At 74.8% G+C, this 14,870-nt stretch carries 14 protein-coding genes and 1 pseudogene; 5 read left to right on the top strand and 10 right to left on the bottom strand.

Annotated elements, in window-relative coordinates; translation table 11 throughout:
* The 7 genes from MPTA5024_RS12795 to MPTA5024_RS12765 all read right to left on the bottom strand — a co-directional run.
* Window positions 1-666 (bottom strand): cellulose-binding domain-containing protein (locus MPTA5024_RS12795; RefSeq protein ID WP_036324160.1); only part of this gene is annotated, 666 nt, incomplete at its 3' end.
* Between the two features lie 452 nt (window positions 667-1,118).
* Complete coding sequence (locus tag MPTA5024_RS12790; protein ID WP_036324159.1) at window positions 1,119-1,580, bottom strand: hypothetical protein; 462 nt, start codon at window positions 1,578-1,580, stop codon at window positions 1,119-1,121.
* 81 nt (window positions 1,581-1,661) lie between these two features.
* Window positions 1,662-2,672, bottom strand: a complete 1,011-nt coding sequence (locus tag MPTA5024_RS12785) for an RNA polymerase subunit sigma-70 (RefSeq protein WP_051458111.1) — start codon at window positions 2,670-2,672, stop codon at window positions 1,662-1,664.
* 139 nt (window positions 2,673-2,811) lie between these two features.
* On the bottom strand, window positions 2,812-3,198 hold the full coding sequence (locus MPTA5024_RS12780) for an ACT domain-containing protein (protein ID WP_036324158.1): 387 nt from the start codon (window positions 3,196-3,198) through the stop codon (window positions 2,812-2,814).
* A gap of 37 nt (window positions 3,199-3,235) precedes the next feature.
* Window positions 3,236-3,790 (bottom strand): hypothetical protein, encoded by a 555-nt coding sequence (locus tag MPTA5024_RS12775; protein WP_232326448.1) that lies wholly within the window; start codon window positions 3,788-3,790, stop codon window positions 3,236-3,238.
* 5 nt (window positions 3,791-3,795) lie between these two features.
* Window positions 3,796-4,614: a hypothetical protein gene (locus MPTA5024_RS12770; protein WP_198167133.1), complete on the bottom strand. Its 819-nt coding sequence runs from the start codon at window positions 4,612-4,614 to the stop codon at window positions 3,796-3,798.
* A 247-nt stretch (window positions 4,615-4,861) separates the two neighbouring features.
* Window positions 4,862-5,479 carry a hypothetical protein gene (locus tag MPTA5024_RS12765; RefSeq protein WP_157099445.1) on the bottom strand — a complete coding sequence of 206 codons (618 nt, stop codon included), beginning with the start codon at window positions 5,477-5,479 and terminating at the stop codon, window positions 4,862-4,864.
* 125 nt (window positions 5,480-5,604) lie between these two features.
* On the opposite strand from MPTA5024_RS12765, the gene MPTA5024_RS12760 reads away from it, so the two are divergent.
* Both MPTA5024_RS12760 and MPTA5024_RS12755 read left to right on the top strand, forming a co-directional pair.
* Window positions 5,605-6,279 (top strand): response regulator transcription factor, encoded by a 675-nt coding sequence (locus tag MPTA5024_RS12760; RefSeq protein ID WP_036325920.1) that lies wholly within the window; start codon window positions 5,605-5,607, stop codon window positions 6,277-6,279.
* A gap of 128 nt (window positions 6,280-6,407) precedes the next feature.
* On the top strand, window positions 6,408-8,297 hold the full coding sequence (locus MPTA5024_RS12755) for a sensor histidine kinase (RefSeq protein ID WP_232326447.1): 1,890 nt from the start codon (window positions 6,408-6,410) through the stop codon (window positions 8,295-8,297).
* On the opposite strand, the gene MPTA5024_RS12750 is transcribed toward MPTA5024_RS12755, so the two are convergent.
* Window positions 8,255-8,728 carry a hypothetical protein gene (locus tag MPTA5024_RS12750; protein WP_036324153.1) on the bottom strand — a complete coding sequence of 158 codons (474 nt, stop codon included), beginning with the start codon at window positions 8,726-8,728 and terminating at the stop codon, window positions 8,255-8,257. The two genes, MPTA5024_RS12755 and MPTA5024_RS12750, sit on opposite strands and share 43 nt — an antisense overlap.
* Before the next feature lie 46 nt (window positions 8,729-8,774).
* Here MPTA5024_RS12750 and MPTA5024_RS12745 point away from each other — a divergent pair, with 46 nt between their 5' ends.
* Window positions 8,775-9,794, top strand: a complete 1,020-nt coding sequence (locus MPTA5024_RS12745) for a helix-turn-helix transcriptional regulator (protein ID WP_036324152.1) — start codon at window positions 8,775-8,777, stop codon at window positions 9,792-9,794.
* Window positions 9,791-11,134, top strand: a complete 1,344-nt coding sequence (locus tag MPTA5024_RS12740; RefSeq protein WP_036324151.1) for a M1 family metallopeptidase — start codon at window positions 9,791-9,793, stop codon at window positions 11,132-11,134. Before MPTA5024_RS12745 ends, MPTA5024_RS12740 begins: the two co-directional genes overlap by 4 nt.
* Before the next feature lie 15 nt (window positions 11,135-11,149).
* On the opposite strand, the gene MPTA5024_RS12735 is transcribed toward MPTA5024_RS12740, so the two are convergent.
* The gene (locus MPTA5024_RS12735; protein ID WP_036325914.1) at window positions 11,150-11,788 is read right to left on the bottom strand and encodes a maleylpyruvate isomerase N-terminal domain-containing protein; all 639 of its coding nucleotides are present in this window, start codon (window positions 11,786-11,788) and stop codon (window positions 11,150-11,152) included.
* Window positions 11,789-11,996: 208 nt separating this feature from the next.
* Between MPTA5024_RS12735 and MPTA5024_RS12730 the strand changes: the two genes are divergently transcribed.
* Window positions 11,997-13,961: an elongation factor G gene (locus MPTA5024_RS12730; RefSeq protein WP_036324150.1), complete on the top strand. Its 1,965-nt coding sequence runs from the start codon at window positions 11,997-11,999 to the stop codon at window positions 13,959-13,961.
* 105 nt (window positions 13,962-14,066) lie between these two features.
* Here MPTA5024_RS12730 and MPTA5024_RS43445 read toward each other — a convergent pair.
* Window positions 14,067-14,870: pseudogene (locus MPTA5024_RS43445) on the bottom strand (ABC transporter permease); the annotation flags it as partial.

Genomic DNA, 14,870 nt, shown 5'->3' with positions numbered 1-14,870 from the left:
GCCGATGGTGCGGGTCGCGTTGTCCGAGGAGCGCCGCACCTGGTACAGGCTCCCGGTGTAGGAACGGAACAGCGCCCGGGTGGTGCTGTGCGCGGCCACACACGGCGTCCCGCCCGCCGCGTAGATGTCACACGGGAGGCTCTGCCCGGACGGCGACGGAGAGGGGGACGGCGAGGGGGACGGCGACGGCGAGGGGAACCGGGTCGGCGTCTGGCTGGGCGAGGGGCTCGGGGAGGGGCTCGGCGACCCGGTCACCCCGCCGGTGCAGGCCGTGCCGTTCAGGGCGAACCCCGTCGGCGCCGGGTTGCTGCCGTTGTAGGTGCCGTTGAAGCCGAAGGCCGTGCTCGTCCCGGTGGCCAGCGTCCCGTTGTAGGAGGCGTTGGTGACCGTGACCTGGGCGCCCGACTGCGTCACCGAGCCGTTCCACAACTGCGTGATCGTCTGTCCGGCGGCGAACGACCAGGTCAGCCGCCACCCGTTGATCGGGTCGCCGAGGTTGGTCACGTTCACGTTCGCCCCGAACCCGCCCGGCCACTGGCTGGTGACGGTGTAGTCGACCCGGCATCCGGCGGCGGCGTGGGCGGCGGTCGTGGTCAGCGCGCCCACGGCGCCGACCAGGGCGGCGACCCCGGCGGCGAGCCAGAGCCGTGCGCGAGGGATCTTCATGAGTAACTCCCGGGGGTGGATCCACGGAGAGAGGCGAGGTTGTTAGCGCTAACAACAGGCCGCCGACCGGGGCGTCTCTCAGGCGGCCTGCCGCACCGTCGACGGCCGGCGAGCATGCCCGCCCCGACACCGGACGGCGGCGCTGATAGCGCTGACATTCATGCGGTCGCGCCGTTCCCTCTCCGTGGCGATGAAGTTGTGGTGCTGCGGCGGAGCAAATAGGACGTCTCCGGGTCTCGTCAATCAAGGACCCGGCGCCTCCGGCCGCCGCTCGCCGCCCGGTCCGTCCTTCCTGGGACGCGTCGCATCCGCCGGACCTGCCGTAGCTGAAAATTTCAGCTCGGATTTCCGCCATCCGCGTTCCCCGAACGGCCCGAACCGTGCCCCGTCTCAGGGCGTGCGACGCACCCCCTGAGACGAAGCCACGGTGGTCGCGCCCGGGCCGGAGGCCGTCAATCCCTTCGGAAGTAGGTCAGCTCGAAGTCGAGCGTCCAGGTCGTGCCGTCCCGCGACATCTCCCAGCGGGCGTCCACCCTGTCCCCGTCCGCGCTCAGCGTGCCGGTGAAGCGCTGGTTGAACCCGGGCGCCTCCCGCCACATCGTCCAGACGCCGTCGTCGAACCGCATCCGGTAGACGCGGTGCACGCCCCGGGCGTCGGCGTACAGCATGCTGAACTCCTCACTCGCGTCGTCGAGTCCGATCAGGGCGGTGAGCGGGAACGGCGCGTTGTCCTGCCACATCTGGGGCGTGGTGGGCGGCATCGGGTCGGCGTCGGACTCCTGCCGCAGGAACAGGCCGTCGTCCTGCCAGGAGAAGTCGGCCCAGGCGGTGCCGACGCCGTCGACCTTCGGCGCCACCGTCCACCGTCCGACGAGCGCGTCGAGCCGGGCGAGCGCGGGGTGCCTGTCTGTCATGTCCGTGTCCTCTCTGTCGGTGTCGTCAGGAGTACGGACGGCCGGGCCGGCGAAAGGAATCGGTGTCCCCGCGACGCCGGGTCAGAGCGCCGGCGGGAGGTCGAACGCGGCGAACACCGCCGGGTCGGCGAAGTCGACGATCTCGACGATGGCTCCGTCCTCGACCCGCAGGACCTCCACGACGAGCGGCCGGAACGCCGTGTCGCCCGGACGGCGCAGGTAGACGGCGGCGGCCGGTTGCCGGTTGGCCGAGGTGGGCACGAAGCGGTACTCGCCCACGGCGGCGTGCTTGCGGCTCGCCTCAAGGAACACCGCACGGGAGTCCGCCCACAGCGGCAGCGGGGGAAACGCCGTGCGGAGGTCCTCGTGAAGCACCTCGATCAGCGCCTTCTCGTCACCGGACTCCTGGGCGGTCAGGTAGCGGCGCAGGAGCGTCCGCTCCTCCTCGGTCAGCCCGCCGTCCGCCGTCCACTCGCTCCGCCGTCGCGGCAGGCGGGCCCGCATGGTGGCCCGGGCGCGCTGCAGCGCGCTCTTGACCGTGGGGACGCTGACGTCGAGCGCCGCGGCCGTCTCGCCGGCGGGCCAGCCGAGGACGTCGCGGAGGATCAGGACGGCCCGCTGCCGCGGCGGCAGGTGCTGGACGGCGGCGAGGAACGCCAGCTCGACGGTCTCCCGCGCCACGACCTCGGTGGCCGGGTCGTCCCCGGACGTCACCCCGTCGAGCAGGTGGTCGGGGTACGGTTCGAGCCACGCGTGCCCACTCGCGGCGGGAAGCGGCCCGTTGGGGTCGGCGGCGGCGGGGGCCACGTCGTACGGCAGGACCCGGCGCGGGTGCCGGGCGAGCACGTCGAGGCAGGCGTTCGTGGCGATGCGATACAGCCAGGTGCGGGCCGTGGCCCGGCCCTCGAAGCCATCCCTGGCCCGCCACGCGCGCAGGAACGTCTCCTGGACGAGGTCGTCGGCGTCCTGGTGTGAGCCGAGCATCCGGTAGCAGTGCAGCCGCAGCTCGGGCCGGTGACGCTCGACGAGCCCGGTGAACACGGCCTCGTCCCCATTGCGGACCGACTCGGCGAGCTCCGCGTCCTCAGGCATCGAGGAATCCGCTCGGGGGGCCGTGCCGCATGGCGGAACTGTACCAACGGGCCGGCCGCCCGCGTCTCCCGTCAGCCCGGCCGCGATTCCAGGCTCTCTCACGTCGCGAGCGATGCCCTACGGCGACGCCCTCGGCGGGTTACACGTCGGCCGGGCGCAGCTGCGCGGTGTCCACCGGGTGCCCGGCCTCCTCCAGCACGGCCACCGCGTCCCTGATCATCGGCTCCGGCACGAGGACCAGGTCGGCGTGGAACGTCGAGGCCACGAAGACGGGGATCCGCGCCTCGGCCAGGGGCTGGAGGATCGCGGCCGGCATGCCGGGGGCGTCGAGACGGTGGCCGGTGCCTCCGCCGTACAGGCCGATCCACCGCTCGCCCGAGCCGGTCGGCCAGGTCTCGCGGACGACGGTGAGCCCCTCGGGGGCGCGGACCAGGGCGATCCAGTCGTCGTCCTCGGGGAACGTCGCGTGCGGGAGGTGCTGGACGGCGAACACGGACGGGACGACGCCCAGGCGCGGGGAGCTCATGGGAACGTGTGTACCAGATCCCGCCGGGCGCGACGTCCTAACCCCGGATGGTGGCGGGGACGATCCGGTAGTCCTTCTGGAAGACCAGGTTGTGCAGGCCGGCGGCGGCGATGGCGCGCAGCGTGGGCAGTTCGGCGGCGGCCTGCTCGTCGGTGAAGACGTTCAGCGGCCAGTCGCCCACGGTGGCGCCGCGCAGGTGGGGGTGGTGGAAGCCCGCGCCGTAGAAGGCGTTGAGCACGATCGGCTCGACGCCCGCCGAACGCTGCTCCGGCCACGAGAGCGTCCACAGCGCCGCCACGCCGCCGTCCGGGGACCTGCGCACCCCGGTGGCCTCGACCTCCCCGCTGCCCAGGAGCAGGTCCGTGTTCATCTCGGACAGCACCCGCCTCGCGTAGGGGTCGAGCAGCGCGACGGCCTCGGAGAAGAGCCGTTCCTTGTCGGCCCGCGACTCCGCGGCCCCGTGCCGGTGGTCCCGCAGGTCCGCGAAGTGGCGCAGCAACGCGCCGATGTGGTCGGCCCGGCCGGTGTCGGTCATCGTCTCGTCCTCCCGTCGGCGTACGGCGAGGTTGTCGCCCTCCGTCAGGACGGACATGCCCCTCAGGCCGTTCCGACACCTCCTGGCGCGGGATTCCGCCTCCAGAGGGTCGCGGCGGCGACGAGGACCGCCGCGATGGCCAGGTTCCACCGGATCAGCGTCGCGGCCTCCACCTGGGCCGCCTCTTTGAGCCGTTCGCCGTCGGCCAGGAGGGCGACGGGGACGAACCCCTCGACGGCGGCGACCCCGAGAAGCGCCGCGGCGGCGAGCGCGATCCGGCGGCGCGTCCCGTCCGTCAGGACCGCGCTCGCCGTGGCTGCGAGGGCGACGAGCACGACCGGCAGACCGTCCGCGTCCGCCTTGCAGGACCAGAGCACGGGGTAGTTCCAGAGCGTCGCGGGGTCCCCGGAAGCGACCCAGCCGAACCAGACGGTCTCATCGCCCGCGATGAGGGAGATCCGGACGGCCGTCCACGCCGCGGCCACGACCGCGGCCGCCCAGAGGGCGAGTTCCGGCCACGGCAGGGAACGGGACGGCCGCCGCGTCGCCGTCCACAGCAGGGCCGTCGCCGCGGCGTAGCACAGAGCCGCCGTCCACAACGGGCCGGCGGGGGAGAGCCCGTCGGTGAACGGGCCGGCGGGTGTGGGCCCGCCCGTGAGCGGGCCGGCGTCGGGTGCGCGCACCGTCACCAGGATCCGCAGCGCGAGCACCCCGCACAGCGCGACGGTTCCGAGGACCGCCGTCCACCGGGAGGGGCGCAGCAGGAGCCCGACCAGGACCGCGGGGAGCAGGAGGTCGGCCCACGAGAGCAACTCCCACGTGGTGGGCCGCGGCAGGAAGAACGACTGGTCCTCCCGCCCCCAGCAGATCATGCTGTACATGTCGGCCGGGCCCAGTCTGAAGGACCTCGCGACGACCGGCCCGGACGCGGCGAGAACCGCTCCCACTCCCGCGAACGTCCGCCTCAACGCGCGTCCTCGCCTCCGTTTGATCGGCCGGGCCGACGGTAGCGCAGACGCGTGCGGCCGGCCAGGGGGAGATCCGGCCGCACGCGCGGGCTCATGGCACGTGCGCCTCAGGGCGCCGCCGCACGGCCCGTCCGGCGGCCCGGCGGCCGCCCCGGTGCGATCACTCGCCTCGGGCGGCGACGGCGCAGGTCATGACGACGGTGCCGGGTGCGCCGGGACCGGCGACAGCCGTCGCCGCGACCGTGTAACGGACAGCCGTGCCCGGCGCGGTGCGCCCGTCCGGGGCGGCGGCCACACCGCCGTCGGGCGTCCCGGGCGCCGCCCCCGTCCGGGCCGTGAACCCCTCGCCGTCGGGCGTCCCGGGGGCCGCCCCTGTGCCAGCCGTGGACCCCTCGCCGTCGGGCGTCCCGGGCGCCGCTCCCGCGCGCGCCGCGGGCACGTCGCCGTCCTCGGACGTCCCCTTCTCCGGCGGAACGGCCCGCGTGGCGTCGGCTCCGGACGGCTCGTCGCCGCCCGGCCGTCCATTCTCCGCGCTCGCGACGCCCGCCCCGGCCGGTACGGCCGGGACGGCGCGGACCCGCTCACCCTCCTTGATCTCGCGGAGCCCGGTCCCGTCGTCGACCAGGAGCTTCCCGTCCCTCTCCACCACCTTCACCCCCCGGGGACACGCGGGACCCGGCGTCCCCTCGTCCGCTCGGGCGGATGCGGTGAGCGTGCCGGCGAGGGCGGTCCCCAGCACCGCCACCGAGAGCACTGCCCGCATACGTTTGCTGATCATCGTCGTCTCCTTGAGTGAAGCCGTCAGGACGGAGACGACGGTGGCGGGCCGACCCTGAAGCCAGGCTGAAGACGCCTGAAGGACCTTAAGCCGGGCTTCAGGTCCCCCCTGTCATCGTGGACGGCATGCGTGTGCTGCTGGTGGAGGACGAGCGGCGGCTGGCCGCCCTGGTGAAGAGCGGGCTGGCGGACGAGGGCTTCGCCGTGGACGTCGCCCACGACGGGACCGAGGGCCTGTGGATGGCGGAGGAGAACGCGTACGACGCGATCGTGCTCGACGTCATGCTGCCGCGGCTCAACGGGTACGCCGTCTGCCGCCGCCTGCGCGACGCCGGAAACTGGACGCCCATCATGGTGCTGACCGCCAAGGACGGCGAGTACGACGAGGCCGAGGCGCTGGACACCGGCGCCGACGACTTCCTGTCCAAGCCCTTCTCGTACGTCGTCCTGCTGGCCAGGCTGCGCGCCCTCGTCCGGCGGGGCGGCCGGGAGCGTCCGGTCTCGCTGAAGGTCGGCGACCTGGTGGTGGACCCCGCCGGGATGCGCTGCCGCCGGGCGGGAACGGACATCGCGCTCACGCCGAAGGAGTTCGCCGTCCTGCACGGTCTCGCCCGGCGGGCGGGCGAGGTGGTCTCGAAGGCCGAGCTGCTGGAGCAGGCGTGGGACTTCGCGTACGACGGCGACCCGAGCATCGTCGAGGTCTACATCAGCGCGTTGCGCCGCAAGGTGGACGCCCCCTTCGGCCGCTCCTCGATCGTGACGGTCCGGGGCGCGGGCTACCGGCTCGACGGGAGCCGGTGATGCCCGGATCCGGAGCGCCCTCGTGGCGGCCGGCCCGCCCGCCCGCACAGCGGTCCGCGCGGCGACCGGTGAAGTGGCCGGCGTGGTGGCCGGCGCCGTGGTCCGTGCGATGGTCCGTGCGATGGTCCGTGCGATGGTCCGTGCGGCTGCGCGCGACCGTCGCGGCCACGTTCATCGTCGCGGTCGCCCTGGCAGCGGCCGCCGTCACGCTGACCACGGTGCTGCGGGCGAACCTGGAGAACAGCGCCGCCGAGCAGGCCGTGCGCCGGGCGGACGCGGCGGCCGGCCTCCTGTCCGTCGCCGGGACGCCGGCGCAACCGGTGTGGCCGTCGGCGCGGGCGGCGACGTCCGCGCCGACCATGGCGACCGGCCCGGAGCCGGGCACCCGCACGCAGCCGGGCACCGGCACACAACCGAGCACCGGCACGGCATCGGGCACCGGCCCGGCACCGGGCGTCGGCACGGGAACCGGGCTCGGCCCGGGGACGGTGGCCGACCCCGACGTGCGGATCGGCTCCGTCGCCCAGCCGCCGTCCGCCGACTGGACGACGGACGCGTACACGATGGCCGCCACCACGGTCCGCACCCAGGCCGGGCCGATGACGGTCCTCGCGCGCAGCTCCCTCCAACCCGCCCGCGAGGCGCTCGCCGTGCTGAACCGGCTGCTGGTCTTCGGGATCCCGGTCCTGCTGCTGCTGGTCGCCGCGATGACCTGGTTCCTCGTGGGCCGCGCCCTGGTCCCCGTGTCGGGCATCCGGGCCCGGCTCGCCGACATCACGGCGCGGGACCTGCACCGGCGGGTGCCCGTCCCGGCCGCGCGGGACGAGGTCGCGGCCCTCGCCCGCACCGTCAACGCCACCCTCGACCGGCTGGAGAAGGCGGTCGGGCAGCACAAGCGGTTCGTCGCCGACGCCGCCCACGAGCTGCGCAGCCCCATCGCGACCCTGCGGACGCGGCTGGAGCTGGCGCCGGCGGGGGAGACGGCCCGGGAGGCGCTGGCCGACCTGGACCGGCTGCAGGCCCTCGCCGCCGACCTGCTCCTGCTGGCGGCCCTGGACGCGGGCGAGCCTCCCCGGACCGGCGAGGTGGACCTGGGGCAGGTGGCGGCGGAGGAGTCGCTGCGGCCGAGGGCGGGGGCGCGGGTCCGGCTCGCGGCCGGCCCCGACGTGGTGGTCGCCGGCTCCCGCTCCCACCTGGCCCGCCTGGTCACCAACCTCGTGGACAACGCCGTACGGCACGCCGCGTCGGCCGTGGAGGTACGGGTGCGCGCGGAGGGCCGGGACGCGGTCCTGGAGGTGCGGGACGACGGACCCGGGATCCCGCCCGAGCACCGGGAGGCCGTCTTCGACCGCTTCACCCGGCTCGACGGGGCGCGGGCGAGGGACGCGGGCGGCTCGGGCCTGGGCCTGGCCATCGTCCGGGACATCGCCGTGCTCCACGGCGGGCGGGTGACCGTGACCGGGCGCGAGGGCGGCGGCGCGGCCTTCACCGTACGGCTGCCCCTGGCCCCCGCGCCCGGTGACCGGTCAGGGGACGCGGGTGGAGTCCATGATCCAGTTGGTCTCCCAGGTCTGGCCGCCGTCGTAGGAGAAGGCCTGCTCCCAGTGACACGAGTCCTTGGAGATCCCGGACCAGGTGAACCGGACGCGGATCGGCCGGCCCTCGTCGGTGTCGTCGGCGTAGAAGGTGCCGACCCCGTCGACGAAGCGGCCCACGACCGGGACCGGGTCGAGGCCGCGCCTGCTGTTGATCCAGTAGATGGACCACTCGTCCCGCTCGGCGTCGTACGTCCGGATCGTCGCGCCGTCGAAGTCCTTCGTCGGCAGCGTGAGCGTGTCGAAGCTGCCCGCGCCGTCGAAGAAGCGGTGGGCGACGCTGCGGCCGGGGAACTCGTCCCACTCGTCGCTGCCGACGCCCCGCTTGAGCAGTCTCCGGTTGGCGATGTCCCAGGTCCCGACCAGGAAGTCGAAGTCGTTCACCGGCCCACCGGACCTTCCGGCCGTACGTCGGCCAGGTAGCCGTCGAGGTCCGGGCTGTCGGGCACGAACATGTGCCGCACCCAGGCCGACCGCTCGTACTCCAGCGACGGGAGCTCCCACACGCAGCCCGCCCAGCGCCGGGTCTCCGGCACGAAGTTGGCCGGGTCCTCGTCCGGGCAGCCGACGGCGGGCTGGCCCGCGGCGGCCGTGTGCACCTCGACCACGTTGTCCCATGCCCACGTGTAGACCAGCAGGTACGCTCCGGTGTCCCCGCCCCTGTGGAGGACGATCCAGCCCGCCGGCGAGTCGGCCGCCGGCGGGGGCACGAGCCGCGGCAGGAACGCGTACGCCGCCTTCTCCACCTCCGGCTCGATCGGCTGCTCGGGCCGGTCCACGTGGTACCGCTTGTACGGGCGGCCCTCGACCCCGATCGGGTCGAGTGGCCGCATGATCTTCTCGATGAACGCCATGCCCGGGACCGTACGGCCCCTCCACTGACACGTATCGTCAGTGGATGTGCGCGCGTCCCGGCTTCTGTCCATCCTGCTGCTGCTCCAGTCGCGGGGCGTCCTGACGGCCCGCCAGCTCGCCGGAGAGCTGGAGGTCAGCGTCCGCACCGTCTACCGGGACGTCGAGGCGCTGCACTCCGCCGGGATCCCGCTGTACGGCGAGGCCGGGCACCGCGGCGGATACCGGCTGATGGACGGCTTCCGCACCCGGCTGACCGGCCTGACGCCACGGGAGGCCGAGGCGCTGTTCCTGGCCGCGCTGCCGGGACCGGCCGCCGAGCTCGGGCTCGGCGCGCTCGCGGCGGCGGCCGAGCTGAAGATCGAGGCCGCGCTGCCGCCCACTCTGCGGGAGGGGGCCCGGCGGGTCAGGGAGCACTTCCTGCTCGACGCGCCGGGCTGGTACCACGACGGCGACCGCGCGCCCCACCTCCCCGAGGTCGCGGACGCCGTGTGGAACACCCGGGTCGTCGAGGTCCTCTACCGCCGGTGGGCCGCGCCGTCGGAGGTCGAGCGCCGCCTGGAGCCGTACGGGCTGGTCCTGAAGGGCGGCAAGTGGTACCTCGTGGCCCGCTGCGACGGCGTCCTGCGGACCTACCGGGTCAACCAGATCCTGCGGCTGCGGGTCACGGACGAGACGTTCGACCGGCCCGAGGGCTTCGACCTGGCCGGGCACTGGCGCGAGCACCTGGAGGGCTTCCGGTCGCGGCTGTTCCAGGGCCACGCCGTCGTCCGGCTCTCGCCGGCCGGGCGGGAGCGGGTCGCCGACGTGCTGAGCTCGGCCGTCGTCGCCGCCGTCGAGAAGACGGCCGAGGGTCCGGACGCGCGGGGCTGGATCCGCGCCACCGTGCCGATCGAGTCGCTGACACACGCCGAGACCGAGTTCCTCAAGCTCGGGGCCGAGGTCGAGGTGCTGGAGCCCGCCGAGCTGCGGCGCCGGCTGGCCGGCACCGCGGCCGCGCTGGCCGCGCTCTATCGGCCGCAGGCGTTCGCCCCCCGTTCACCTGGGCCGCCCACAATGACCGGATGACCTGGCGTCGCCTCGCCTGCCTCCTCCTGGTGGCGGCCGTCGTCCTGCCCATCCCGCTCGCCGTCGCGCCCGCGGCCCTGGCGGACGGCATCCGCACCCCCCGGAACCCGTCGTACACGGTCCGCCTGACCGGCGACGCGACGGGGACCGTGTGGACCGGCCACATGAGCGTCGCGTTCGCCAACCCGTCCGTGGACCCGCTCGGCGACGTCAACCTGCGCCTGTGGGGCAACGCGCGCGGCTCCTGCCGGTCCGCCCCGGTCACGGTGACCCACGTGACGGGCGGCCGGGCCGGGCCGCTCAGCGTCGGCTGCACGTCGCTGCGCGTCGTGCTGGCCACCCGGCTCAGGAGGGGCCAGAGCGCGGCCGTCGGCTTCGACGTGACGATCCGGGTGCCGCCGGGCGCCGGCCGGTTCGGCCGTTCGGGTCCGTACCGCTACCTCGGCGGCGCCCTGCCCGTCCTGGCGGTGCGCGACGGCGCCGGGTGGCACCGCGAGCCGCCCGCGCGCCTCGGACCGCACGCCTACACGGTCGCCGGCGACTTCTCCGTCACGCTGGACCACCCGTCCGCGCTGCTCGTCCCCGCGACCGGGACGGCGTCCGACGCGCCGGGGGCGCCCGGCCGCACGGTCACGACGGTCACGGCCTCCGGCGTCCGCGACTTCGCCTGGGCCGCCGGGCCGTTCGTCCGCACGAGCGGCGTCACCGGCGCGGGCACGGCGGTGAACGTCTACCGGACGGCCGGGGTCGCCGCCGGCCGCGCCGCCGCCCTGACCTCCGTCGCCGCCCGCGCCATGGACACGTACGCGCAGTTCGGGGCCTACCCGTACGGCGAGGTCGACGTGGTGCTCGACGGCCGTCTGGGCGAGGCCGGGACGGCGTATCCGGGCATCGTGTTCGGCCGGCCGGAGACCCTCCCGCTGGCCCGGTCGCTGGCCCGCCAGTGGTGGTACGGCGTCGTGGGCAGCGACGGGTACGGCAGCCCGTGGCTCGACGAGGCGTTCAGCGCGTACGCGGCCGACCTGTACCTCGGGCGGACCGGCGCCGGCTGCGGACGGCGGACGGCCTGGGCGTCGCGGGATGAGAAGGTGACGAACTCGATGGCGTACTGGGAGGCGCACCCCGGCCGGTACGCCACGGTCGTCGCCGGCTACGGCTCCTGCGCCCTCCACGACCTGCGCCGCGCGCTCGGCGCGGAGACGATGCGAACGCTGCTGCGCACGTACGCGAGGGCGACGTGGTACGGCGTCGCGACGACCGCCGTGTTCACGTCCCACGCGCAGGCGGTGTCGCCCGCCTACCTCTCGGCGTTCTGGCGGGCGCACCGCATCGCGAACTGACCGGGACGACCCCCGTCAGAAGGCGGCGATGGTGGCGGGGGAGCGCTCGGCGCGGCTGAGGGCCCGCAGCACGGCGGTGGGGCCGTGGCGGCGCACGGCCAGCCGCGACAGCAGGTCCACGACCCGTTCGACCGCGCGCTCCGGAAGCGGCGGCGCCGGGACACCCACGCTGACCGCGAGGTCGTCCGCGTGGACCGCGAGTTCCATCATCCGCGTGACCAGCATGTCGTCGAGCGTCAGCGACCACGGCCCCCAGAAGCCGATGCGCACGGGCCGGTTCTCCGCCGACGCCAGCAGGGCGGTCAGCTCCCCGATCGCGGACTCGGTCCGCTCGGCCAGGGCCGCCGCGCCGCCCGCCGCCTCCCGGTCGCCGCCCCGGCGGATGGCCACGTTGATGTCGGCGTCGAGGGAGGCGCCCACCCAGGCCGCCCGGGCGTAGTGGTCGAGGAGGCCCACGATCGGCTCCTCGGGGACCGGGGCGGCCAGGATCTCCGGCAGGGCGAGCACCTGGTAGGCCAGATGACCGGCCAGGCCGCCCACGGAGAACTCGGGGAGCGCGCTCAGGCGGTCCCACGCCGCGGCGACCGCCGGCTCCCGCAGCAGGGCCGCGGCCGCGCGCGCCGTGTCCAGGAAGTCGTGTCTGATCCCGGTCATGCCCGTCCCCTCGTCCACGGTGATCCAGGCTGCCACGGGCGGCCGGGGCCGTCGACACGGCCTCCGTTTGACCGGCAAATGGGTTGTCCGCGTCCGCGGCTCTCTGTTCTACTGCCGGGGACGGTCACCGAGGAAGGAGATCCCCAGATGCGCCAGGCGTTCATGTCCACCCGCCACCCATCCGCCCATGCCAAGGACATGACGCTTCGTGAAATATCTGAATTTGGGGATCTTGGCCCATGTAGACGCCGGTAAGACCAGCCTGACCGAGCGGCTGCTGTACGCGGCCGGCGTGATCGGCGAGATCGGCAGCGTCGACGAGGGCAGCACGCAGACCGACACCCTCGCGCTCGAACGCCGGCGCGGCATCACCATCAAGTCCGCCGTGGTGTCGTTCGACGTCGGCGACGTCGTGGTCAACCTGATCGACACACCCGGCCACCCGGACTTCATCGCCGAGGTGGAACGGGTGCTCGGCGTCCTCGACGGCGCCGTGCTCGTGGTGTCCGCCGTCGAGGCCGTACAGGCCCAGACGCGCGTGCTCATGCGCGTCCTCCGGCGGCTGCGCATCCCGACGCTCGTGTTCGTCAACAAGGTCGACCGCCGCGGCGCCGACGTGGACCGTGTGGTCGCCGCCGTGCGCGAGCACCTCACGCCGTCCGTGGTCGCGATGGGCGCGGTCCGCGGCCTCGGCACGCCCCGGGCCGCCTGCGTGCCGTACGGCGAGGACGACGAGGGGTTCGCCGCCGCGCTGGCCGACCTGCTGGCCCGGCACGACGACGGCATCCTCGCGGCGTACGTCGAGGGCGGGGCCCTGCCGTACGGCGTCCTCCGCGAGGCGCTCGCGGCGCAGACCGCGCGGGCGCTGACGCATCCGCTGTACGCGGGGTCGGCGATCACAGGAGCCGGCGTGGACGCCCTGATCGACGGGCTGACGGAGTTGCTGCCCGCCTACGCGGGCGACGCGGACGGGCCGGTCTCCGGGACCGTCTTCAAGGTCGAGCGCGGTCCGTCGGGAGAGAAGATCGCCTACGTCCGCCTCTTCTCCGGCACCGTACGAGCACGCGACCGGCTGCGGGTGGGCGGGGACGAGTGGAAGGTCACCGCCGTCGAGGTCTTCGACAACGGGTCGGCCGTCGAGCGCTCCGCGCTCCCGGCCGGACGGATCGGCAGGCTGTGGGGGCTGGCCGGCGTCCGGATCGGCGACCCGGTGGGGGTCCCGCGCGACGACGGGCCGGCGCACCGCTTCTCGCCGCCGAGCCTGGAGACCGCCGTCGTGCCCCGCCGCCCGGAGGACAAGGCGGCGCTGCACCTCGCGCTCACCCGGCTCGCCGAGCAGGACCCGCTCATCGACCTCCGCCAGGACGACGTCCGCCAGGAGATGTTCCTGTCCCTGTACGGCGAGGTGCAGAAGGAGGTGATCCAGGAGACGCTGCTGGCCGACTTCGGCGTCGAGGCCGAGTTCCGGGAGACCTCGACGATCTGCGTGGAACGGCCGGCGGGCACGGGCGAGGCCGCCGAGACCGTGGGTGAGCCGGGCAACCCCTTCATGGCCACGCTGGGCCTGCGCGTCGAGCCCGCGCCCCCCGGCTCCGGCGTCCGCCTCGGGCTGGACGTCAAGATCGGCGCGATCCCGCTGTACGTGTACAAGACGGTCGAGGCCTTCCAGGAGGCGCTCGGCGAGGTCGTGCGGGAGACCCTGCGCCAGGGCCTGCACGGCTGGGAGGTCGTCGACTGCGCGGTCACGGTCACGCGGTGCGGCTACGTCTCGCCGCTGACCACGGCCAGGGACGTCCGTCTGCTCGCGCCGCTCGTGCTGATGAGCGCGCTGCGCCGGGCGGGGACCACCGTGTGCGGGCCCGTCCACCGCTTCCGTCTGGAGGCCCCGGCGGACGCGGCCGGGCCCATCGGGGCCGTGCTCGCCAGGCTGGGAGCCGTGCCGGGGATGCCTGAGACCCGGGGCCGGACGTACGCGCTGGACGGGCACATCCCGGCCGGCCGGGTGCACGAACTGCGGCTGCGGCTGGGGTCGCTGACGAGCGGGGAGGGCGTCCTGGAGGCGGCCTTCGACCACTACGAGCCGGTGCGGGGCGAGCCCCCCGCACGGCCGCGCACCGACCGCAACCCGCTCAACCGGGCGGAGTACCTGCTGCACCTCTCCGGGAGGGCGTGAGCCCTCCCGGCCCGCCTCGCGACCTCCCGCACGGCCTCACGACCTCCATGACCGCCCGCGGAGCCGGCGTCGGCGCTCCGGCTCCGGCTCCGCGGGCGGCGGGTGTCACACGACCGGGACGTCCCGGCGGCGGAGGGCGGCGAGGCCGGCCACGCCCAGGGCGACGGCGACGGCCGTCAGCCACAGCAGCGGGACGGCGCTCACCGGGCTCCCCGGCACGTGCGGCAGATGGGTGAACGGCGAGACGTCGAGCAGCCGCTGGTCGAGCCCCACGGCGGTCCCGACCAGCCCCACCAGCAGGCAGATCGCGAGAGCCCCCCAGCCGGCGGCCGCGAGCCGGGGCAGCGCGCCGGCCAGCGCGATCGTGACCGCGGCGAGCACCCACACCGCGGGAAGCTGCACGAGGGCCCCCGCCAGCACGCGGGGCACCTGACGCCCGGCGTCCCCGGTGTTGAGGCCGTGGGCGAGGCTCATGGCCAGACCGCCCGCGACCAGGGCCGCCGCCGGGCCCAGCAGCGAGAAGACGATGTGGCTGCCCGCCCAGCGCACCCGGCTGACGGCCGTGGACAGCACCGGTTCGGCCCGGCCGGCGCTCTCCTCCGCGCGCATGCGCAGCGCGGCCTGGACGGCGTAGCCGCCCGCGATCATCCCGAGCAGGCCCGCGATCCCGGCGAGGTAGCTGTCGATCAGGCCGTTCGCGCCGCCCATGCGTCCGAGGACCTGCTTCATCTCCGGGCTGGCGTCCACGATGTCGCCGACGCCGTCGGCCAGGTAGCCCAGCACGGCGCCGAGCGCGACGAACGTCGCGACCCACGCCGCCAGCAGGCTCCGGTGCAGCCGCCACGCCAGCGCGAGCGGCGAGCGCAGCGCGGGCGCGCCCTCGGCCGGCCCGAGCCGCGGCGGCAGCAC

It is taken from the genome of Microbispora sp. ATCC PTA-5024 (assembly GCF_000511135.2).
In the GTDB taxonomy this organism is placed as follows: Bacteria; Actinomycetota; Actinomycetes; order Streptosporangiales; family Streptosporangiaceae; genus Microbispora; species Microbispora corallina.
The sequence above is the reverse complement of the archived record's forward strand: the minus strand, read 5'-3'. Positions and strand labels throughout refer to the sequence as shown.